Annotated in this window: 16 protein-coding genes and 1 tRNA gene (1 of these 17 running past the window's edge); 9 read left to right on the plus strand and 8 right to left on the minus strand. The window is 73.7% G+C overall.

What is annotated here, in order from left to right; genetic code table 11:
* The first annotated feature begins 264 nt into the window (after window positions 1-264).
* On the plus strand, window positions 265-1,188 hold the full coding sequence (locus tag BGK67_RS19020) for an exonuclease domain-containing protein (RefSeq protein WP_069921207.1): 924 nt from the start codon (window positions 265-267) through the stop codon (window positions 1,186-1,188).
* A gap of 318 nt (window positions 1,189-1,506) precedes the next feature.
* On the opposite strand, the gene BGK67_RS19025 is transcribed toward BGK67_RS19020, so the two are convergent.
* Window positions 1,507-2,772 (minus strand): hypothetical protein, encoded by a 1,266-nt coding sequence (locus BGK67_RS19025; RefSeq protein WP_069921208.1) that lies wholly within the window; start codon window positions 2,770-2,772, stop codon window positions 1,507-1,509.
* 303 nt (window positions 2,773-3,075) lie between these two features.
* On the opposite strand from BGK67_RS19025, the gene BGK67_RS19030 reads away from it, so the two are divergent.
* The 3 genes from BGK67_RS19030 to BGK67_RS19035 all read left to right on the plus strand — a co-directional run bounded on the left by BGK67_RS19030 (window position 3,076) and on the right by BGK67_RS19035 (window position 4,625).
* Window positions 3,076-3,149, plus strand: a tRNA-Met gene (locus tag BGK67_RS19030).
* A 44-nt stretch (window positions 3,150-3,193) separates the two neighbouring features.
* Window positions 3,194-3,322 (plus strand): hypothetical protein, encoded by a 129-nt coding sequence (locus tag BGK67_RS40740; protein ID WP_279628683.1) that lies wholly within the window; start codon window positions 3,194-3,196, stop codon window positions 3,320-3,322.
* Between the two features lie 292 nt (window positions 3,323-3,614).
* On the plus strand, window positions 3,615-4,625 hold the full coding sequence (locus tag BGK67_RS19035; RefSeq protein WP_069921209.1) for a M23 family metallopeptidase: 1,011 nt from the start codon (window positions 3,615-3,617) through the stop codon (window positions 4,623-4,625).
* Here BGK67_RS19035 and BGK67_RS19040 read toward each other — a convergent pair.
* From BGK67_RS19040 to BGK67_RS40075, 4 genes are all read right to left on the minus strand, one after another.
* Complete coding sequence (locus tag BGK67_RS19040; protein ID WP_069921210.1) at window positions 4,534-5,952, minus strand: PrsW family intramembrane metalloprotease; 1,419 nt, start codon at window positions 5,950-5,952, stop codon at window positions 4,534-4,536. The genes BGK67_RS19035 and BGK67_RS19040 overlap by 92 nt on opposite strands.
* A 43-nt stretch (window positions 5,953-5,995) precedes the next feature.
* Window positions 5,996-6,820 carry a tRNA (guanosine(46)-N7)-methyltransferase TrmB gene (trmB, locus tag BGK67_RS19045; RefSeq protein ID WP_069921211.1) on the minus strand — a complete coding sequence of 275 codons (825 nt, stop codon included), beginning with the start codon at window positions 6,818-6,820 and terminating at the stop codon, window positions 5,996-5,998.
* 177 nt (window positions 6,821-6,997) lie between these two features.
* Window positions 6,998-8,230 (minus strand): L-2-hydroxyglutarate oxidase, encoded by a 1,233-nt coding sequence (gene lhgO, locus BGK67_RS19050; RefSeq protein ID WP_069921212.1) that lies wholly within the window; start codon window positions 8,228-8,230, stop codon window positions 6,998-7,000.
* Window positions 8,231-8,309: 79 nt separating this feature from the next.
* The gene (locus BGK67_RS40075; protein WP_244291258.1) at window positions 8,310-10,073 is read right to left on the minus strand and encodes an NsdA family TPR-like regulatory protein; all 1,764 of its coding nucleotides are present in this window, start codon (window positions 10,071-10,073) and stop codon (window positions 8,310-8,312) included.
* 630 nt (window positions 10,074-10,703) lie between these two features.
* Between BGK67_RS40075 and BGK67_RS19060 the strand changes: the two genes are divergently transcribed.
* Window positions 10,704-12,920: an asparagine synthase-related protein gene (locus BGK67_RS19060; protein ID WP_244291259.1), complete on the plus strand. Its 2,217-nt coding sequence runs from the start codon at window positions 10,704-10,706 to the stop codon at window positions 12,918-12,920.
* An 84-nt stretch (window positions 12,921-13,004) separates the two neighbouring features.
* Here BGK67_RS19060 and BGK67_RS19065 read toward each other — a convergent pair whose 3' ends face one another.
* The gene (locus BGK67_RS19065) at window positions 13,005-14,855 is read right to left on the minus strand and encodes a sigma-70 family RNA polymerase sigma factor (protein WP_244291485.1); all 1,851 of its coding nucleotides are present in this window, start codon (window positions 14,853-14,855) and stop codon (window positions 13,005-13,007) included.
* Here BGK67_RS19065 and BGK67_RS40080 point away from each other — a divergent pair.
* Complete coding sequence (locus BGK67_RS40080; protein WP_244291534.1) at window positions 14,808-15,002, plus strand: hypothetical protein; 195 nt, start codon at window positions 14,808-14,810, stop codon at window positions 15,000-15,002. The two genes, BGK67_RS19065 and BGK67_RS40080, sit on opposite strands and share 48 nt — an antisense overlap.
* Window positions 15,003-15,216: 214 nt before the next feature.
* On the opposite strand, the gene BGK67_RS19070 is transcribed toward BGK67_RS40080, so the two are convergent.
* Entirely contained in the window at window positions 15,217-15,993 is a 777-nt protein-coding gene (locus BGK67_RS19070; protein WP_069921214.1) for a TetR/AcrR family transcriptional regulator, read from the minus strand.
* A gap of 337 nt (window positions 15,994-16,330) precedes the next feature.
* On the opposite strand from BGK67_RS19070, the gene BGK67_RS19075 reads away from it, so the two are divergent.
* Entirely contained in the window at window positions 16,331-17,749 is a 1,419-nt protein-coding gene (locus BGK67_RS19075; RefSeq protein ID WP_069921215.1) for an NAD(P)/FAD-dependent oxidoreductase, read from the plus strand.
* A 135-nt stretch (window positions 17,750-17,884) separates the two neighbouring features.
* Window positions 17,885-19,672 carry an ATP-binding SpoIIE family protein phosphatase gene (locus BGK67_RS19080; RefSeq protein WP_069921216.1) on the plus strand — a complete coding sequence of 596 codons (1,788 nt, stop codon included), beginning with the start codon at window positions 17,885-17,887 and terminating at the stop codon, window positions 19,670-19,672.
* Window positions 19,673-19,767: 95 nt separating this feature from the next.
* On the opposite strand, the gene BGK67_RS19085 is transcribed toward BGK67_RS19080, so the two are convergent.
* Window positions 19,768-21,078 (minus strand): MFS transporter, encoded by a 1,311-nt coding sequence (locus BGK67_RS19085; RefSeq protein WP_069921217.1) that lies wholly within the window; start codon window positions 21,076-21,078, stop codon window positions 19,768-19,770.
* A 123-nt stretch (window positions 21,079-21,201) separates the two neighbouring features.
* Between BGK67_RS19085 and BGK67_RS19090 the strand changes: the two genes are divergently transcribed.
* A protein-coding gene (locus BGK67_RS19090; protein WP_069921218.1) for a MarR family winged helix-turn-helix transcriptional regulator crosses the window boundary here: on the plus strand, window positions 21,202-21,624 show its 5' portion. The gene runs 114 nt beyond the window's last position; the window shows 423 of its 537 coding nt (coding positions 1-423); its start codon is at window positions 21,202-21,204; the stop codon falls past the right edge of the window.

Consider the following 21,624-nt stretch of genomic DNA (forward strand, 5'->3'; position numbering starts at 1 on the left):
GGCCAAGGCCAGGCCACTGGTGGTCATGCGTTCAGCCGACGCAGCAACCCTTAGCAGCCAAGTCCTGGTTGCAGTTCTGGTTGCATTCGCCTTCGTTCGGAGCCGTCCGAACGAAGGCAGTCAGGTCTCTCCGCCGCAGGTCAGGACGGGTACAGCCCCAGCCGGACGGCCATACGAACATTTGTGAGGCGGGTTGGCGCAGCCGAAACCGGCTGGCGACTTTTGACCCTGGTGCCGCGTAGGCCAATTCACGACACTTCAGAGATGTCTTCCTGGGTAGCGATCGATTTCGAGACGGCGAACGAGCACCGTGGCAGTCCGTGCTCCGTTGGTATGGCAGCAGTTGATGGTCAGGGTGTCGTGGACACCTGGAGCAGCCTGGTACAGCCGCCGGCCGGGTTCGACCACTTCAACCCGCACAACGTCCGGGTCCACGGCATCACGGCCGGCGATGTCGCTGCCGCCCCCGGCTGGAAGGCCGCGCTCGCCGAGATCCTCGCGTTCGCCGACGGGCGGCCCCTGGTCGCCCACAACGCCGGGTTCGACTTCAGCGTCATTCGGGCCGCCTGCGACGCCGAAGGCATCACCTGGCCCGAGCTCCGGTACACCTGCTCCCAGGTCGTCGCACGCCGCACCTGGCAGCTGCTGTCCTACGGACTGCCCCATTGCATGGACGCCGCCGGCCACGCCTTCACCGACCACCACCAGGCCGAAGCCGACTCCAGGGCGTCCGCCGAGATCATGCTCGCGGCGATGCGTGAATCCGGCACGACGACGCTTGATGAGCTGCTGGACAAGCACCAGATCCGCTGGGGCTCCATGACGGCTGACAACCAGTGGCGCGGCAGCCAGTACCAAGGCTCAGGCCGTCGCGACCGCATGCCCGTTCCTGGCGCCAACCCCGATGCAGATCCCGATGGTGCCCTGTACGGACTAACCGTCTGTCTCACGGGCAAGCTCACGGCGATGGAGCGGCCCGAGGCGTTCGCCCGCCTCGCCGAGGTCGGAGCCCAGCCCACGAAGAACATGACCAAGAAGACGGACATCTTGGTCTCCGCCACGCAGACCCAGCTTAAGCCTGGCGGCACGCTGAGCGGCAAGTTGAAGGATGCCCAAGCGCTGCTCGACGCCGGCCAGGCCATCGAGGTCGTGGACGAGGACGAGTTCCTGCGCCGCCTCGGGCCCTGAACCCCTGCGGGCGGCAAGAGCCCAGGTCATTGGGGTCAGATGCGTGAGCGATGCGTGAGCGGACGCGACGGGAAGGCTGGGTCCGGAGCGGACTCAGCGACACGTTACAGCCGTCTGACCAGGCACTCCTGGACTGCACCGGACTGAGCGGGACTGCCCGGCATGATCTGGCCGGGACTTTTAATCCGTTGGTTGTCGGTTCGAGTCCGACATGGCCTACTGCTCAGGGCCGCGGGGGCAACCCCGGCGGCCCGTACGGCGAAGCGCCCCACCCGAGGTGATCGGGTGGGGCGCTTCGTCGTACGGAGGGCGGTTCGGTCAGGCGGAGGCGTTCCGGCGGCGGCGGGCGCCGAGCCAGGCGGCGGCCGCGCCGAGGGCGACCAGGGCGCCGGCGAGCCCGGCGTACAGGCCCGTGCCCGAGGAGCCGGTGGCGGCCAGCGAGCCCGAACCCGTGGTCGTGGTGTGGGCGTTGCCCGCGGCGGCGGCCGAGGAGGTGGCGGCGGCCGGCTGGACCGCCGGGGCGGTGGCCGGGGCCTTGGTGGGCGTGGCCGACGCGGAGGGGGTCGGGGTGCCGGACGGCGCGGGTACCGGCTCGGTGTTCGGGGTGAGCGGGAACCGCACGGAACCGGACTTGATCGGGAAGGCGTTGCCCGTGGAGTGCGAGACCTCGACCTCCATCGTGACGGTGGTCTTCTTCTCGAGCTTGGTGTCCTGGCCGAGGGTGATCCGCAGCGGCAGGGTGCGGGCCCCGGAGGCCGCGCCGAAGCCCTTGGGGATCTCGGGCAGCGTGTAGCGGCTGTGCTCGGCCTTCAGATCCTGCCAGCGGCCGTCGATCATGGCCTGGACGCGGAAGTCGGCCTTCTCCTCGCCCGGGTGCGACAGGCTCAGGGTGCTCGCGAGACCGGTGGCGAACACGCCGTCGCCGGTGGCCTGGTAGTTCAGGTCCCAGTACGCGCGGCGCTCCTGGCCGCCCATGTCGGCGAGGCCCTGCGTGAACGAGGTCTTGAGCTCGCCGGCCTTGATCTGCGGGCCGACCTTGAAGAGGTGGGAGCCCATGCCGTCGGTGGCGACCGAGTTGTTGTAGCTGGTGGCCAGGAGGTCGAAGTCGCCGTTGTTGGTCGGGTAGTTCGCGCCGAGGCCCAGGGTGACCTTCCAGGTCATCTTGCCGTTCGCGGGGATGTCGAAGCCGCCCTGCCCGCTCTCGCCGCCGGCGGCCGGGTAGAACATGCCCTGCCACTCGCCGTCCTGCTGGCCGATCGAGGACTTGGTCGCCGGGGCGTCCACCGCGTCGACCTTGAAGACGACGTCGTCGTGCTGGAGCCGGCTCGGACCGGTCGGGTCCAGGAGCATCCACGGCTTGTACGTGACGGGCTTGCCGGTCGGGTTCTTCACCGTGAGGTCGAAGGTCTCGGTGGCCCCGCCGCGGGTCAGCGGACCGTTCGGGACGGGGGTGCCCATCTCCGTGCGCAGGACGGGGACGCCGTCGGCGGCGGGCGCGGCCGACGCGGCGGTGGCCGAGAGAGGCGGCAGAGTGGTGACGACGCCGGCGACGACTGCGATGGCGGCTGCGGTGCGAACGGACATGGTGGACTCCCCCCAGGAATCACAAGGGCATCGGCAGAGCGCCGAGCCGGTCGGTGTGGTTGGTGCTTCCGGCCGGTTCGTGTTCCCCGCGGCCTTGGCGACAGGTGAATCTTCGCCCGCGGGCGATCCCGGAACGATCCCCGCAGTGTCACCGGCGTGCAACAGAGATGATCTTCGGCCCGCGCATGCCCGGTTCTGAGTCGATTGACCGGCCCTGACCTGCGGTTATGGGGGCCGCAGGGGTGGTGCGTCGGTTAATTGGCGGAGGCGTCCCCCCGGATGGCGTAGAGTTGTGTTTACCGACGCGGGGTGGAGCAGCTCGGTAGCTCGCTGGGCTCATAACCCAGAGGTCGCAGGTTCAAATCCTGTCCCCGCTACTCAGTACGAAGGCCCGGTTCCCCTTGGGAGCCGGGCCTTCGTCGTGTTCCGCCCCCGTGCCTCCACCCTTGGGTGGAAGGTGGAGGCGTCGGCCGATCCGGCCACCGCCCTGACCGTGTCCGGCCTGGCACTCCTGATCAACCGGGTGGTGCGCCGCGACGACCGCCTGTGACGGTGGGTGAGCGGCAAGCCGCTCTCCGCAAGGGGGCTGACGGATCGTCATGATCCGGTTGTGGCTGAAGTGATATCGGAATCTCTTGGGTTTTACCCGAGTTGATCCGGATCTCAGCGGAAAAGCCGTGGCCATAGCAGGGCAGGGAGTGGCTGATTGGTGTGACCGATCCATCGCAACAGCTTGGAATCACTCCCCTCCGTCTATTACCTTTCGATAACGCAGTGCGGTCTTCCCAGCCGTCGCAAGAGACGGCGCCGTGCGCGATCGCGTCAATGAGGAGAGTGCCCCGGTGGCCTCCAACTTGCCTGCCCCCGAAGGCATCGAGAGCCAGGAGCCGCCTGCGGCGGGTGCCTGGGGCGAGTGGAATCCCACCGAGGATTCGGTCCGTCCGGTCCGCGGCAAGCACCGCGTGGCCAAGCAGCGCGGCGGACTCGCCCGCAGCTCCACCGTGCTCGGCGTCGGCGTCATCGCCGCGGTCGGCGCGAGCGGCATCGCCACCGCCCAGGACCGGCCCCAAGTCGCGATATCCCTGCCGTCGCTGCCCGACGTGACGACCGGTGAATCCGGTTCCGGGGACGCGGCCGGGGCCGGCGCGGCGGCCGCCAAGACCGGGATCATCCCCCAGCAGTCCGACCGCCGTGCCGACCCCGGCGAGATCCTGCGCAACCGCATCCTCCAGCAGGCCGACTCCCAGCAGGCCGCGGCGGCCGCCCAGGCCCAGGCCGAGGCCGAGCGGGTCGCCCGGGAGACCGCCGCCCAGGAGGCCAGGGACAAGGCGGAGGCCGCGCGCAAGGCGGCCGAGGAAGCGAAGGCCGCCGCCGAGGCGAAGGCCGCGCAGGAGGCCAAGGCCGCCGAGGAGGCCGCCGCGGCCAAGGCCGAGCAGGAGCGCGCCGCCAAACTGGCCGGCAGCTACTCCCTGCCCACCTCCGCCTACACCCTCACCTCGCACTACGGCGTCGCCGGCTCCATGTGGTCCTCCGGCCACCACACCGGCCTCGACTTCGCGGCCCCCACCGGCACCCCGGCCAAGGCCGTGGCCGCCGGGAAGATCACCTCGGCCGGCTGGTCCGGGGCGTACGGCTACCGGATCGTGCTGGAGCTCGAGGACGGGACGGAGGTCTGGTACTGCCACCTCTCCTCGATGTCGGTGACCTCCGGCACGGTCTCCCCGGGCGAGACCATCGGCCGCGTCGGCGCCACCGGCAACGTCACCGGACCCCATCTCCACCTGGAAGTGCGCAAGGGCGGCTCGACGGTGGACCCGCTGGCGTGGCTGACCTCCAAGGGCCTGAACGTCTGAGGCCCCAACCGGAGCCCGAACCCGAGCCGGAGCCGTCCTTCCCGGCCCCGTCCCTCCTGGCGTCGCCCGCCCGCCGCGGCGACGGCATGCCGGTCAGCACCACCTCGGGTGCCACCACGGGCCGGGGCAGGGGGTCGAACCACGGCGGGAGCAGCTCCTCCATGACCGCCGCCCGGGCCAGCGCGGGACCCGCCGTCGCCCGGCGCAGCCAGAGCCGGTCCAGCAGCTCCCGCTCCCGCCCCGCGAAATCCGGCTCGCGCCCCGGGCCGCCACGGCGCGCCCGGTTCCGCAGCAGGGCCAGGGCGGCCGCGTCCGCCTCGTACAGGGCGACCGCACGCCCCGCGGCCCGGCCCCCGCTGCGCCGGGCCAGACTGCGCGCCAGCGACCGGGCGGGCATCGACGCCAGGGCGGGGACCTCGGCCGGACCGAGCCAGCCCGCCGCCGCGTACACCGCGAGCTCCCCCGCGACGGCCCGCAGGCGACGGCGCCTTATCCGCACCGCCAGCCACAGCAGCAGCCCGAACACCGGGACCATGACGCAGCCGTAGACCACGTAGAAGCCGTACTCCCCGAGCCGCGAGGAGCTGTTCCACAGCGCGTGCAGGCCCATGGCGAGCGCCAGGCCCAGCAGGGGCAGCCCGATCCTCCGCCCCCGGCCGGCGCTGAGCGCGGCCGCGCCGAAACCGAGTCCCGTGAGCACGGTGAACAGCGGGTGGGCGAACGGCGACACCACTATGCGGACGAAGAAGGTCGCGGCGGTCACCGAGTTGAGCACGCCGGTGCCCTTGGCGAGGTCCTCGACGAAGGCGTTGCCGAGGTAGAGGATGTTCTCGGTGAAGGCGAAGCCGGTGGCGGTGAAGCCGGCCACCACGAAACCGTCCGCGGGCCCGGTGAAATGCCGTCTGCGGAAGACGAAGACGAGGAGCAGGGCCGCGGCTTTGGCGCTCTCCTCCACCACCGGCGCGATCGCCACCGAACCGAGGTGGTCGGCGTCGGAGGGGTCCGCGGTGGCCGCGGCTATCCACTCGGTCGCGAAGCTGTTGGCCAGTATCGCGATCAGCGCCGCGGTGCAGGCACCCCAGCCGAAGCAGAACAGCAGCTGCGGCCAGGGCGCGGGCGCGGCCCGGCCCAGCCACCGGAAGGCCGCCATGAGGAGCGGCACCGGCAGCAGGGCCAGGCCCAGGCCGACGAAGAAGCCGGGGGTGCCGGTCTGCTCCCGCACGAGTTCGAGGATCGCGATCCCGGTGGCGGCGAGCAGAACGAGGAGCACGCACGTGCGGACCGTGCCCGACGGGCGTGCGAGCACAGCGGGAAGCGCTCGGAACACACCATGACCCTACAGAGCGGGTCTGACACGCGCGGTGACGTTGTCAGTTCTCCGTGCGCCGGAAGAGCAAGTCGTGTACGACGTGGCCCTTGTCGAGGCCCTGGCCCTCGAAGCGGGTGAGCGGCCGGAAGTCGGGCCGCGGCGAATAACCGCCGTCGGCCTGGAGGTTCTCGAAGTCCGGGTGCGCGGTGAGCACTTCGAGCATCTGCTCGGCGTACGGCTCCCAGTCGGTCGCGCAGTGCAGCACGCCCCCGGGGGCCAGGCGGGTCGCGGCCAGCGTGAGGAACTCGGGCTGGATCAGCCGGCGCTTGTGGTGGCGGGCCTTGGGCCAGGGGTCCGGGAAGTAGACGCGGATCCCGGCCAGGGACTCGGGCGGCAGCATCTCGCGGAGCAGGATGATGGCGTCGCCGTTGGCCACGCGGACGTTGGTGAGCCCGTTCCGCTCCGCGAGGGCGAGCAGGTTGCCCTGCCCGGGCGTGTGCACGTCGACGGCGAGGATGCCGGTGGAGGGGTCGGCGGCGGCCATCTGGGCCGTGGCCTCGCCCATGCCGAAGCCGATCTCCAGGACGACGGGCAGGCCGTCGAAGAGGGTCTTCAGGTCGATGACCTCGTGGCCGTCGATGTCCAGGCCCCAGGTCCCCCACAGGCGCTTCAGGGCCTCGCCCTGTCCGGTGGTGACCCGGCTGCGGCGGGGCTGGAAGCTCCGGATGCGCCGCTCGTGGTGCGAGCCGGCCGGGTCCGGGGAGGGCCCGTCGGGGAAGCGGGGCTCGGTCCGCCACTTGGGCGGCACGTACGCGTTCGCCTCCGGCGCGGGCGCGGGAGCGGCCTCCGGGAGGCCGGGCGGCTGGGGGTTCAGGGACTCAGACACAATGCCGAGATTCTACGACGGGGGGCCGGGCCACCGCCCGCCGCGGCGGCGCCCCGCACAGCCGCCGCGCCGGCGGCCCGGGTCCGCGCCGCCGCGGCGGAGGCCCCGCCCGGCGTGCGAGGGCACGGGCGGGGGAGCGGAAGCGGCGCGGGAGCGCGACGGACGGGGCCGGACCGCTCAGGCCGAGCCGAGGGTCCGCAGGGCGCGGGTGGCGATCTCCCGCCCGATCGGCAGGGAGGCGGTGGCGGCGGGCGACGGGGCGTTCAGCACGTGCACCGTGCGCGGGGCGTCCTTGATCAGGAAGTCGTCCACCAGCGTGCCGTCCCGCAGGACGGCCTGCGCGCGGACCCCGGCCGGGGCGGGGTGCAGGTCGGCCGCGGTCACGGCCGGCAGGAGGCGCCGTACCGCCTGGGTGAAGGCCTGCTTCGACAGGGAGCGGTGGATCTCGCCCATCCCGTACCGCCAGTGCCGCGCGGCCATCCGCCAGGATCCCGGCCAGGCCAGCTCGGAGCCGATGTCGCGCGGGCGGACGGTGGACCAGGCGTAGCCCTCGCGGGCCAGTGCGGGCACGGCGTTCGGCCCGACGTGGACGCCGCCCGCGATGCCCCGGGTCAGGTGGACCCCCAGGAAGGGGAAGGCCGGGTCGGGGACCGGGTAGACGAGCCCGCGAACCAGCTCGGGGCGGGCCAGATCGTAGTACTCACCGCGGAAGGGGATGATCCGCATGCCCGGGTCGTCGCCGGCCAGGCGGGCGATCCGGTCGCACTGCAGGCCCGCGCAGTTCACCAGGACCCGGGCGCGGACCACCAGCCCCGCCGTGGTGCGGACGGCCACCGCCGACGGGCGGCGGGAGATCAGGTCCACCGCGCCGCCGTAGACGATCTCCGCGCCCGAGGACTCGGCCAGCTGGGCCGTCACCCGCCCGTAGTCCGCGATGCCGGTGCTGCCCACGTGGATCGCGGCCAGGCCCCGCACCTCCGGCTCGTACTCCGAGATCTGCGCCGGGCCGAGCTCGCGCACCGGAATGCCGTTCTCCCGGCCGCGCTGCACCAGCGCGTGCAGCCGCGGCAGCTCCTCGCGCTCCGTGGCGACGATCAGCTTGCCGGTCACCTCGTGCGGGATGCCGTGCTCGGCACAGAACTTGACCATCTCGGCGGCGCCGCGCACCGCGAAGCGCGCCTTGAGCGAGCCGGGGCGGTAGTAGATCCCGCTGTGGATCACCCCGCTGTTGCGTCCCGTCTGGTGCCGGGCCGGGCCGGCCTCCTTCTCCAGGACGACCACCCTGGTCCCCGGAGCCAGACGTGACAGGGCATGAGCCGTCGACAGGCCGACGATCCCGCCACCGATCACCAGCACATCGCAGTCCACGCCGCCGCCCACGCTGACACCTCCCACCCCTGCATACTGCACCCCGCCACCGACAACGCGGCCACGCGCCCCCTGGTGCTGTGACCGAAAGGTTCACCGGGTCGCGGCCCCCGGCACGGCACTAGGCCTGGGCCACCAGCAACGGCCTCGCCCGCTCGCGCAGCTCCGCCACCCGCGGCTCGTCCCCGTACGGTTCCAGGCGGTGCAGCAGGTCCCGCACGTATTCGGTCGTCCGCGCCGAGGAGATCCGGCCCGCCACCTCCACGGCCCGCGTGCCCGCCGCGCAGGCCGCGTCGAGGTTGCCCGACTCCAGCTCGGCGACCGCGCTCACGACCAGCCGCAGCCCGTGCGACCGTACATACTCCTCGGTGGGCCGGGACAGGGCCTGTTCGGTGAAACGCCTTACCTGTCGCGGGAGTTTGAGGTCGCGGTAGCACTCGGCCGCGTCCGCCGCGAAGCGGTCGTACGAGTAGAAGCCCAGCCAGGTCGGGTCCGGGTCGCCGGCCCGGGCGCGCTCGAGCCAGCCTTCCGCCGCCCGCAGCGCGGCTCCGGCCGCCCCGGAATCCCCCGCCTTCGCGTGGGCCCGGGCCTCGACCAGCCGGAAGAAGCTCATGGTGCGGGCGGTGGCCAGGCCGCGGTTGCGCTCGACGGCGGCCTGCGCGAGGTCCACGCCCTCGTCGGGGAAGTCCCGGTAGGTCGCCTGCAGGGACATCGAGGCCAGGACGTAGCCGCCGAGCGGCACGTCCGCGGCCGCGCGGGCCAGGCGCAGCGCCTGGATGTAGTAGCGCTGGGCCGCCTCCTGCTGGCCGGTGTCGAAGGCCATCCATCCGGCGAGCCGGGTCAGCTCGGCGGTCGCGCCGAACAGGGCGCGGCCCACCTCGTCGGTGTAGGCGCCCAGCAGCAGGGGCGCCGCGTCCACCCGGAGGCACTCGGGCACCATCGACGAACGCCAGTCCCCGCCGCCGTACTTGGAGTCCCAGCGACGGGCGTCCTCGGCGGCCTCGCGCAGCTTGGCCACATCGCTGTGGCCCACGCGCTGGCCGTGGTCACGGTGCGTTTCGGTGCCGGGCCGGCCGGGCACAACGGTGGACGGCGGGGCCGCCAGGCCTCCCGCCGCACCCGTCACGGGCCCGGTCGTCGGACCGGCCGCCGGCCCGGCGGGGTGTCCAGCGGTCGGTAAGGCGGTCCTACCGGCCGGGCCGGCCTTTCCGGCGGCCGGTCCAGAGGTCGTTCCACCGGCCGGTACCGCGATCTGCCCGGCGGCCGCTCCCGCAGCCGCTCCCGCAGCCGCCCCCGGTGCCCTCCGTCCCGGCGTGCCCTCCGCCGGCGGGTCGTGCACCGGCACGTCCCGAGCCGACGGGGTCGCGGCCGAAGCGGAGGCGGCGGGTGCGGAGCCGCCCACCCCCGAGGGCTCGCGCGCCACCGACCCGTCGGCGGGAGATATCAGCCAGCGCGAGGCGGGCGTCGCGTACGCCGCCACCGAGAACGAACCGGCGAGGGACTGCCAGATCCCGCCACCGCCGCGCCGGCCGGCGAGGTCGAGCCGGTAGAGGTCGGTGGCCGACCGCACCGCCGCCCCCACGTCGCGCGGGAACGCCAGCCCGACCTCGGGCGCGGGGTCCGCGTCCGCCAGCCCGATCTCGTGCAGCGGCACCGGCCGCCCCAGCTTCGCGCCGATGGCGGCCGCGATCAGGTGCGGCGCGGCGCCCTGCGGCACCATCCCCTTCGACACCCAGCGGGCCACCGAGGTCTTGTCGTACCGAAGCGTCAGACCGCGCTGCGCGCCGAGGTCGTTGACCCGCCGGGCCAGCCCCGCGTTGCTGATCCCCGCGAGGGCGAGGACGGCGCCGAGCTTCTCATTGGGCTCGCGGAGCTCCCTGGACATGCGCCACCCCTCGTCACACGCGGAACGCAGACGCCGCCGGGGCATAAGCTCCCGGCATTTCGTAAACCCAGCGTAGTTCCCCGCCTCCCAAGCGTTAAGGCCCCGACTTCCGTATGGCGGGATTGTTGTCCGTTTGCACAGTCCGCCCCGCCCCGGTGCCCGGGGCGCACGTCTCCCCGCGTGCTCCGGCCGTGTGGCCGTGCGCCCGCCCGTGCGCTCTGGCCGGTCCGCGGGCCCGGCGATTCGATGTGCGGTGCGTGGGTCGGCCCGCTGCGCGGATCGGGCGGGCCGGGGGATGCCGCTACCTCAATCCCCGCGGGTGGCGGAACGGTCCGGGGGGCGGATTCCGCCTCCCGGACCGCGCCCGCGCACCAGGAGCCGACGGCCGCCGACGACTCCCAGGACAGCCGAAGAATGGCTGAAAGCGACCTATGGGGCGGGTGGAACGGAACGCCAAATACCGCGTAGCGGGGGCGTGTTCGTTTGCATGTGCGCCCCCTTTCATCACTCTCGTACGCCTGTCCCGTGGCAGCATGGACCCGAGCCACCCGGGGTCCCGCCGACCGCGCCCTCAGCGCCGACCGTGCTGCCCGTGCCCCGGTCATGTGCCCACAGGCTGGGGAGGCGGCGGTGCGCTGGTTGGTGGGTTGGAGCAGTATCGCCGCGAGCTTCGGCACGGCCGGCCGCGTCGCAGGTCAGGGACCCGCACACGGCTCCGGCCGGCGCGGCTACCCCGATACCGGCCACCCTGGCGGCAGCGCCCCGCCGCACGGCGGCATCGCGGACGCGGCCCACGCGGGCGACCCCGGCGCGGACGCCGAGCGCACCGTCCACCCCGTCGGCTCCCAGCTGCTCTGGGGAGACCCCGACCCGCTCTGGGCCGTCGGCGACTGGCGCCCCGACGAGATCCGCACCCTCACCGCCGACCCGGCCGATCCCTTCACCCGCCTCGCCGTCCTCGGCTGCTGCGGCGCCACCGACGCCGAGCTGAGACGGGCCCTCTACGCCGCCCGCGGCGGAGCCCTGCGCCACCTCACCCAGTGGTCCGGCAGCTACACCGCCGTGGTCCAGGTCGGCCGCAGGATCACCGTCGTCGGCGACCTCGCGGGCGCCCGGCCCGTCTTCTACACCCCCTGGGCCAGCGGCACCGCGTACGCCACGGCCGCCCTCCCGCTCGCCGACCTCATCGAGGCGCAGCTCGACATCGGCCATCTCGCCGCGCTGCTCGCCTGCCCCGACAGCCCGGAGGCACTGGGCGACGGCACACCGTACGCCGGGGTCCGCCGCATCCCGCCCGGGCACGCGCTCATCCTGCGCGAGGGCTCCCGCGAGATCACCGGCTACGAGCCCGTCGCCTCGCTCGCGGTGGCCGGGCCGCAGGCCGATCCCGACCGGGCGGTGGAGGGCGTACGGGAAGCTTTGGTCGATGCCGTGCGCGCCCGGCTCACGGCGCCCCGCCATGCCCCCGACACCGCTCCGCCGTACGATCCCGGCCCCGTCCCCGGCATGGGCCCCGCCGACCGGCGCGCGGCCCGGGGCGGCCCGGTGCCCGGGGTCGGCGCCGACCTCTCCGGCGGCAGCGCCTCCGCGACCCTGGCCCTCCTCGCGGCCGGCCTGCCCGGCGCACCCGGCACCCTCGGCAGCCCCGCCGGGGCCCGGCTGCTGGCCGTCACCTTCAACGACCTGGCCACCCCGCAGGGCCGCGAGGACGAACTCGAACGGGCCCGCGCCATCGCCGCCGACCCGCGCCTGCACCACGTCGTGGTCGCCGCCGCCGCCGAGGCCCTCCCGTACGCCGAACTCGACGGCCCGCTGACCGACGAACCCGCCCCCTCGCTGGTCTTCGCCGCCCGCGAGCGGCGCCGGCTGGCCGCCGGCTCGGCCGACCACTTCACCGGCCACGGCGCCCGCCAGGTCCTCGACGCGCACCCCGCCCGCATGGCCGACCTCCTGATGGACCGCCGCCGGCGCCACCTGCTGCGCCCGGTGGCGGCACTGGCCCGCTCGGCATCGGCCGCCGGAGCCTCCGGCGAGTCCCTGCTGGTCCCGCTGACCGTGTACTCCGCGGCCCGAAGACTTGCCCGTACGACGTACCGCGCGGGCATGGAAGCCGCCGCGGCCCGGCTCCGCGAGGGCGGGGTCACCGAGCGCGCCTCCGGTCCGGTGGACGCCTCCCTCGCCGCCCTGACCTGGTCGCGGCCCGGACCGGCGGCGGGCTGGCTGACGGGCGAGGCCCTGGCGGAAGTATCGATCCGCCTCACGGCCGCCGCCGGCCGCCCTCCGCTGTCCCTACGGCCCGGGGAGGCCCGGGCCCGGGCGGTCCTCGCGCGGCACGCCGCCGATCACCGGGTCTTCGAGCAGGCCGTGGAGGTCCGCAGCCAGCGCCTGCACGCCCCCTTCCTCGACAACCAGGTCGTCCGGGCCGCCCGCGCCCTCCCCGAATCCCTGCGCGTCCAGCCCGGGGCCCGCGCCGCGATCCTGCGCACCGTCCTGTCCTCGACCGGGGTGCGGGAACTCCCGCCCGGCTGGGGGGCCACCGCCCACAGCCCGAACGAGACGGCGACCCGGCTCGGGCTGCGCGCCGCCCTGAGCGACCTGCTGGCCCTGTTCGCCGCGCCGCTGCTCGCGGACGCCGGGCTGATCGACGCCCGGGTCGTCCAGCAGGCCCTGCTCGACGCGGCCGAGGGCCGTCCGGTCCCGCTCGACGGGCTGGCGGAACTCGTCTCCATGGAGCTGTGGCTGCACCGGCTCCTGGCCCGCCGCGGCACCTGCTGGACGGGCACGTCCGCGGCCCGCCGGCGCGCGGTACCGGAGGGCGTCCCCGTGCACCGCCCGGCCCTGTCCTGACCTGGGCGCCCCAGCCGGTTCCGGGCGTCCGGCCGCGGCGGGCCCGCTCCTGACACCCGGCCCCGGATGTGCGGCCGCGGCCGGTCAGCGGCAGCTGATCACCGAGTCGGCCCAGCTCGCCAGCGCCGGCAGGCGGCCCGGGCCGGCCTTCTCCGTCACCAGGCGCAGCGTCTCGCGCCCGGCCAGCGAAACCTGCACGGCCGCCGGCGGATCCCCGTACCCGAGCGCTTCGGACCGCCACAGCCGCTGCCCGTCGGCATACACGGAGAACCGCACCGAGCCTCCCCCCCACTCCGTGCGGGGGGACCCCCAGGTCCACATCCCCAGGCCGTCCACCCCGGCGCGCGCCGAGAAGGCGGTGCACTGCCGGTTGAGGGCGATCTCCACGGAGGAGCGGGAGTTCACGGTGATCCCCTGCCCGAACCGCCGGTCGCCCACCTGCAGGCCCCAGCGCTGCCACACCCAGCTGCTGCGCCAGGTCTGGATCTCCGGGCCGTCGTGGTCCCCGTGGACGGAGTGGCCGAGCCGGGACAGCTGGAACCCCTCGGCGGGCCTCGGCGCGGGCTTCGCCGAGGTCCGGCTCGGAGACGGGCTGGGCGACGCCTTCTGCCGGCTGGGCGACGCGGAAGGCGAGGGCCGTGGGGCGACGGAGGCGGGCGGGGCCGCCGCAGCGGCCGACGGCCTGGTCTGCGGCCGCGGCGGTACGGAGCGCGGCGCGGCCGGCGGCTCCTCCTCGGGCGGGCTGGGCGTGGGAGCGGCGGGGGCGCTCGGCACGACCGGCGCCGCCACGCCGGGGGCGGGCTTCGCCTGGGCCTGCGGCTCGGGGTCGTCCCCCGCCAGCGCGAACACCACCCCGGCGGCCGCCGCGACCGCGATCCCGGCGGCGATGGCGGCCTTGGCCGGCACCCCAAGCCCCTCGGACACCACGGCTCCCCCGGTCCCCGCACCCGACCCGGCCCCACCGGCGGCGCCTCCTGCCCCACCCGCAGCGCTCGCCCCACCAGCGGCTCCCGCCCCGGCGGCACCACTGGCACCACCGGCTCCGGCCGCCCCACCGGCGGCTCCGGTCCCCGCGGCCGACCCGCCGGTGGCAGCCGCAGCGGCTCCGGCCCCGCCCGCGGCGACGGCCCCGCCGGCCGCCTTGGCCGCGTACCCGGCGGCGAACCACCCGATGACCGCGACCGGAAGCAGCGCGGGAATGCCCGCGTTGACGTCCTTGAGCTCCCCGGCGGCCAGCCGGCACTTCGCGCACTCCTCCAAGTGCTTGCGCAGCCCCCGCTCGGCCCGCATCCGCAGCCCGCCGCGCGCATAGGCGCCCAGCCGGTCCGCGTACCGCGCGCAGTCGCCGCCCCCGCTCAGCGCCGAACTCACATGCGCCTGGAGATATGCCTGCTTGAGCCCCTCGCGGGCGCGACTGGCCAGCACCGCCGTCGCGTTGGGGCTGAGCCCGAACAGCGGGGCGATCGCGCTCGGCGAGGCCTCCTCGACGGTGGTGTGCCACAGCACGGCCTGCCACCGCTCCGGCAGGCTCCGGAAGGCCTGCATCGCCAGCGACTGCTCGGCCGCTTGCATCGCCCGGACGTCCGCACCCAGTTCGAGGGTGTCGTCCCCGGCCAGGCCCGACAGCCCGGCCCCGCCCTCCGTCCCCGTGGCAGCCTGCTCCGCGAAGACGGCGAAGTCCTCGACGAGGTGCTCCCGCCTGGCGGTCTTCGCCCAGGCCGCGGCGACCCTGCGTACGGTGGTGAGCAGATAGGCCCGCACCGACTGGTCCGGCCCCGCCCCGCCCCGTACCGCCTGGAGGGTGCGGGCGAACACCTCGGCGGTCAGGTCGTCGGCGGTGTGCGCGTCCCGGCAGCAGGTCCGCGCGTATCGGCGCACGGCATCGGCGTGCCGACGGAACAGCTCCTCGTACGCACCGTCGTCGCCGCCCCGCATCCGGGCGATCAAGTCCCCGTCGGACGGCGGCAGCTCACCCCCGCTGCCTGCCGGGGCCGCGTGCCGGCCACCCGGCTCGCGCTGTGCGGGTACCTGGCGGGCAGGGAGGCTGCCCGCCCCGACCTCGCGGCCGGCGCCGCCGAGTGACTCTCCACGCCCGTCAACACCCATCGCGGAAGCCCCCGCACGACACACTCAACCGGTACACCGATCAAGCGTGTCACACGGCGGCCACGCGTCGGGCCCCTTCGCAGGCCAACCACTCATCCGGGCACGATTCGGCGAAACCCCGTACTGGCGCACGGTTTGACGCCCGGCCGAGCCGCTACCGCGCACCCGCACCCGGGCGGCGGTCGCGGCGTCACACCGTGCGCGACCGCAGCCCTTCGAGCAGGATGTCGAGCAGCCGGGTCGAGGCCGCGGCCTGCTGCGCCGGGTCGGGCAGCGCGGGCGCCGCCGTCGCTATTACCAGCAGGACATCGGCCACCGTGACGTCGGTCCGCAGCTCACCGGCCTCCCGGGCGCGGTCGACCAGCCGGCCGACGACCTCGAGCAGCGCACCCGCGCCCGCGTCCTGCGACGGCTCGTCCTCGCTCGGGGGCCGCGTGCCCACGACGCGCAGCTCGGGAGCCCCGCCGGCGGTGACGGCCTGCCGCTGGTGCGGAACCCGCGCTGCCTCGGCCTCCTCCGCGCCGTCCTCGCTCGCCGAGCCCACCCGGAGCACCTGCGGCGGCAGCAGCCGCCCCGCGCCCGAGGCCACGGAGGTGCGCAGGAAGCGCGACAGCGCCTGCCACGGCTCCTCCTCCTGCCCCAGTGCGGCCTTGGCCTGCTCCGTCAGCCGGGCGGTCTCCTCCTCGGCTATGCGCCGGACCAGCACGTCCTTGCTCGGGAACCGCCGGTACACGGTGCCGACGCCGACCCGCGCACGTCGCGCCACGTCCTCCATCGGAGCCCCGTAGCCCAGCTCGCCGAACACCTCGCGTGCCGCGCGCAGCACGTGCTCCAGATTGCGCTGGGCGTCGACGCGCAGCGGCGTGGACCGGCCCACACCGTGCGTGGTGCCGGCGCCCGCGATACCGCGGCCGTTGCTCTCGACCGAGAGCGCGGTCGCGGAGCCATGGAAATCGGAAATGGTCATATGTTTCCCCCGGTAATCATCTGTCTCCCCCCGGAGACACTCCCCGCCTACGCCGAGGGGGCCACGGTCATGGGGCCCGGTCCTACTCCTCGACGAGATACGAACATAGTTGAGCCAGAGTCAATTCAGAAGAGGCAGCCGCGGACGGAGCACCGCCCGATCGGAGCATTCACCCCCACTTTTCCGTTCCGTGCTCTCGGAATCACCACTTCCGGGCCCCCTGACCTGCGGATCTCCACCCCCGCCCACGGTCCGCTTGCGCCCCGGCCCAGCGCCACTACCGGTCACACAATGTGCCGGGCCTGTGGACAAACTCCCGGCCACGTTGCGTCATGGGATGGTGAAGGCTGCTAACTCCCGGGGCACGGCCCCCGGTACCCCGCCCCGAACCCGCATCCTGGTCGTCGGCGGCGGTTACGTCGGCATGTACACGGCCCTTCGGCTCCAGCGAAAGCTGAGATCCGAAGAAGCCGAGGTCACGGTGGTCACCCCCGAGCCCTACATGACCTACCAGCCCTTCCTCCCCGAAGCGGCCGCGGGCTCGATCTCTCCCCGGCACGTCGTGGTCCCGCTCCGCCGCGTCCTCGGCAGATGCCGCATCGTCATCGGCGAGGCCCGCCGCATCGACCACTCCAAGCGCACCGCCACCGTCACCACCCTCGCCACCGACGAGGAGGGCACCGGCGCCACCGAGATCGAGTACGACGAACTCGTCCTCGCCCCCGGATCCATCTCGCGCACCCTGCCCGTCCCCGGTCTCGCCGACTACGGCATCGGGTTCAAGACGGTCGAAGAGGCCATCGGCCTGCGCAACCACGTCATCGAACAGATGGACATCGCCTCCTCCACCCGCGACCCCGCCCTCCGCGACGCCGCCCTCACCTTCGTCTTCGTCGGCGGCGGCTACGCGGGCGTCGAGGCTCTCGGCGAACTCGAGGACATGGCCCGCTACGCGGCGCGGTATTACCACAACATCAAGCCCGAGGACATGAAGTGGGTGCTGGTCGAGGCCAGCGACCGGATCCTCCCCGAAGTTGGCCCCGAAATGGGCGTCTACACGATCCGCGAACTGCGCCGCCGAAACATCGACCTCCGCTTGGAGACCCGGCTCGAATCCTGCGAGAACCGCGTCGCCGTCCTCAGCGACGGCGCCCGCTTCCCCACCCGCACCGTCGTGTGGACCGCGGGCGTCAGACCGCACCCGATCCTCAGCGCCTGCGACCTGCCGAAGAACGAGCGCGGCCGCCTGGCCTGCACCTCCTTCCTCACCGTCGAGGGCGTCGAACACGCCTGGGCCGCCGGCGACGCCGCGGCCGTCCCCGACATCACCGCCCCCGAGCCCGGCCGCGAATGCGCCCCCAACGCCCAGCACGCCGTCCGCCAGGCCAAGGCGCTCGCCGACAACCTCATCGCGGCCCTGCGCGGCGAGGTCCTCACGGAATACGCCCACAAGTACGCCGGATCCGTCGCCTCCCTCGGCCTCCACAAGGGCGTCGCGCACATCTACGGCCGCAAGCTCAAGGGCTACCCCGCCTGGCTCATGCACCGCGCCTACCACCTCAGCCGCGTCCCCACCTTCAACCGCAAGATGCGCGTCCTCGCGGAATGGACTCTCTCAGGTCTTTTCAAGCGGGAGATCGTCTCCCTAGGCTCACTCGAACACCCCAGGGCAGAATTCGAACTCGCCGCAGGCGGCGGCCAGAAGCCACCCCCGCCGAACCCCGCCCCCAACCCCCCGCAGGACAGCCAGGGCTGACGTTGTCAGTGCGGTCGGCCACACTGGACGTGTGACCATAGGTGGGCTCGCGCCTGCACAGCGTGACAACGTCCAGTCGGCGACCCACCACGAGCGACACAGCGACCACTTGCGACACCACGAGGCTTGAACGCAGTGAACTTCACGCGCTGGAGCGCCCGGCTTCCCGGAACGCAGCGCCGCGCCGCCGCCCGGTCCGAACACGCCGCCGCCCAGGCCAAGAGGGGTGCAGGCTCCGTCCCGGCAGCCCGCGGCGGCCGCGCCGACCCCGGAACCGAGCGGCACGCCCCCGCCGCCGAGGGCTTCCCCGCCGATCCCACGGTCTCCGGCACCGGCAGCGGCTCCGGCACCCTCCCGGCCGTCGCCCCCACCCGGCGGGCCGGCGCCCTCGCCGCGGTGCCCTCCCCCGACGCGCTCTCCGTACGCGAGGTCCTCGACCGGCTCCCCGCCCTGGTCGCCCTCGTCCACGGCCCCGACCACCGCGTCGCCTACGTCAACGACGCCTACACCGCCGGCTTCGGCACCCGCACCCCCGGCGCCCCCGCCCACGCGGCGCTCCCCGAACTCGGCGAGCTCGGCCTCCTCCCGCTCCTCGACCAGGTCCAGCGCAGCGGAAAGCCCCGTACCGCCAAGAACCGCACCACACCGGGCGGCACCCACTCGTACACCGTCACCTGCACCCCGGTCGACTTCCCCGAGCCCCAGGGCGACAGCGACACGGACCCCGACCACACCGGGATCCTCATCCACCTCGCCGACGTCACCGACCACGCCGAAGCCGTCGAACGCCTCCGCGCCAGCGAACGCCGCCAGCGCGAGGCCGCCGTCACCCTCCAGCGCTCCCTCCTCCCGCAGGAACTCGAACAGCCCGACGACCTGCGCGTCGCCGCCACCTACCATCCCGGCGGCACCGAAGCGGCCGTCGGCGGCGACTGGTACGACGTCATCACCCTCGGCGCCGGCCGCACCGCCCTCGTCATCGGCGACGTCATGGGCCGCGGAGTCCGCGCCGCCGCCGTCATGGGCCAGCTGCGCACCGCCGTCCGCGCCTACGCCCGCCTCGACCTCCCGCCCCACGAGGTCCTGCAGCTCCTCGACGGCCTCGCCGCCGAGATCGACGCCAGCCAGATCGCCACCTGCGTCTACGCCGTCCACGACCCCAACGAGGGCCTGCTCGCCTACGCCTCCGCCGGCCACCTCCCGATCCTCGTCCGCGACGAGGACGGCACCGTGCGCAGGGCCGCCGACCCCACCGGCCCCCCGCTCGGCACCGGCGGCTGGCTCCACACCTCCGGCACCATCGCCCTCGGCCCCGGCTCCACCGCCGTCCTCTACACCGACGGCCTGGTCGAACGGCGCGGCGAGGACATCGACGAAGGCGTCGCCGCCCTGGAACGCGCCTTCTCCGGCGCCCAGGGCACCCCGGCCGTCATCTGCGACCGCCTGATGCGCGCGCTCGGAGTCGACGCCGACCACGACGACGACGTCGCCGTGCTGGTCCTCCAGCAGCCCGCCCGCACCGGAGCGGACGCCGAGCTCTTCCACAACGCCGCCCTGGAACTCCTCGGCGGCATCGAAGCCGCCCCGCGCGCCCGCGCCTTCGCCCAGGGGGTGCTCAGCTCCTGGCGCTTCCCCGTCGAGCTGTGCGACCTCGGCGTCCTGGCCGCCAGCGAGCTCGTCGCGAACTCCCTCCAGCACGGCACCCCGCCCATGTGCCTGCGGCTGCGCCGCACCGACCGCCGCCTGATCATCGAGGTCACCGACGGGGACGACCACCTCCCGCGCCGCCGCCGCGCCGAACCGGCCGACGAGACCGGCCGCGGCATCTCGATCGTCGCCACCATCGCCTCGTCCTGGGGCACCCGCCGCACCCCGGGCGGCGGCAAGGCCGTCTGGTGCGAGTTCGCCCTGCCGGACAAGTAGCCGACGGGCAGCCGGCACGGCACCCGGACACGCGGAAGGCCCCGGTCCACCGGACCGGGGCCTCCGCCGTCTTGTCCTACGGGTCCTACGTGCGCCTACGCGCGCACGGGCTCAGCGGCCCCGGCCACGACGGCCGGAGCAGCCGGACCGGCCGGCACCGCCGGACCGCCCTGCGCCACGACCCGGGACAGCGACGGGTTGTCCTGCACCGGCGTCAGCTGCCCGCCGAGCCGCAGCGCCAGCCAGGCGATCCCCAGCGAGACGGCGACGAAGATGCCGATGTACAGCATCGGAACCCCCGCCCCGAGCGGCACACCGAGCGGCCCCAACGCCAGCGCCATTTGCTTGACCAGCGCGAAGGCCGAGTTGTACTGGCCCACGGAACCCTCCGGCGCCAGGTCCGCCACCAGCGGGGCCAGCGTCGGGGACAGCATGGCCTCGCCGATGCCGAAGAGCGCGTACGTGGTGATGAACGCGGCGGCGGCCATCATGGCGCTGCCGTGCCCGAGCGCCGAGAACCCGGCGATGACCCACGCCACGGTCCAGATCAGCCCGACCAGCGCGATCACGCGGGAGCGGCGGCGCTTCTCGACGAGCCGGAGCACGACGAACTGCGCGACGACGATCGCGCCGGTGTTGGCGGCCAGGGCGAAGCCCAGGGTGGAGGGGGAGATCCCGGCGGCCTCGGTACCGAAGGCGGCCAGACCCGACTCGAACTGTCCGTAGCAGGCGAAGAAGAGCACGAAGCCGAGCACGCACAGCTGCACCATGGCCTTGTGCCGCAGCAGCCCCTTCCAGCCGCTGCCCGCCGGCGCCGAGTCCTTCGGCATGGCGTCCTTGAACCCCTGCACCTGCGGCATCCGCACGGAGGCGATGACCCCCGCCAGCACCAGGAACATCACGGCCTCGATGCCGAACAGCAGGGTGAAGCTGCCGGGCCGGGTCTCGTCGACGATCTGCCCGCCGATGAGCCCGCCGATGCCCAGGCCGAGGTTCTGCATGAAGAACTGGAAGGCGAAGGCACGGGTCCGGGTGGACGGCGTGGAGCACCAGACGATCATCGTGGCGAGAGCCGGCTGCATCACGGCCTGCCCGGCGCCGAGCGCCAGGGCGGACAGCAGGATCGGCACCAGACCGGTGGAGAGCCCCAGCGAGATCGCCCCGACGGAGGCGGCGACGGCGGCGCCGATGACCACGGGTACGGGACCACGCCGGTCGATGACCCGACCGGTGACGGGCAGCGCGACAAGGGCGCCCAGGGCGAACGCCACGAACGCGCTCGTGGCGGCCATGGAGCCCAGACCTCGCACCTGCGCCACATAGATGTAGAGGAACGGAACCGTGAAGCCGATGCCGAACGCGGTCAGCGCGTTCCCGGCCTGGATCCGCCGCATCGCGGCGCCCATCACCCTGGTCACTTCTCACCTGCCTTGAATCTGAAGACTGAAGACTTCACACCTAAACTTCAAGTGTTAACAGTACACATCGAAGGAGTTAGATGCCAACGGGCTCATGCCATACTTCGGGGCATGGGTGACACCCCCGACGGCACTACGCCCGTCCACGAGCCGAGCCTCGACGAGCAGATCGCCGTCTACCAGCGCGAGTTCCAGGACCTGGACCCGCAGGTCGAGAAGGTGGTCTCGGCGCTCAGCCGGCTGAACCGCCGCATGAACGTCGCGTACGGACGGCAGACCGCGGCCCTGGGCATCAGCAACGCGGAGTGGGAAGTCCTCAAGGCACTCGTCATCTCCGGCGCCCCGTACCGCATGGGCCCGAGCGAGCTGGCGAAGCAGCTGGGCCTCACGCCGGCGGCGATGACCCACCGGATCGACCGCATGACGGCGGAAGGGCTGGTCACGCGCGAACGCGACGAGTCCAACCGGGTCCGCGTGATCGTGGAGCTCACCGACGAGGGCCGCAGCAAGTGGCTGGACGCGATGCGTGCGGCC

The organism is Streptomyces subrutilus (assembly GCF_001746425.1).
Classification (GTDB): Bacteria; Actinomycetota; Actinomycetes; order Streptomycetales; family Streptomycetaceae; genus Streptomyces; species Streptomyces subrutilus_A.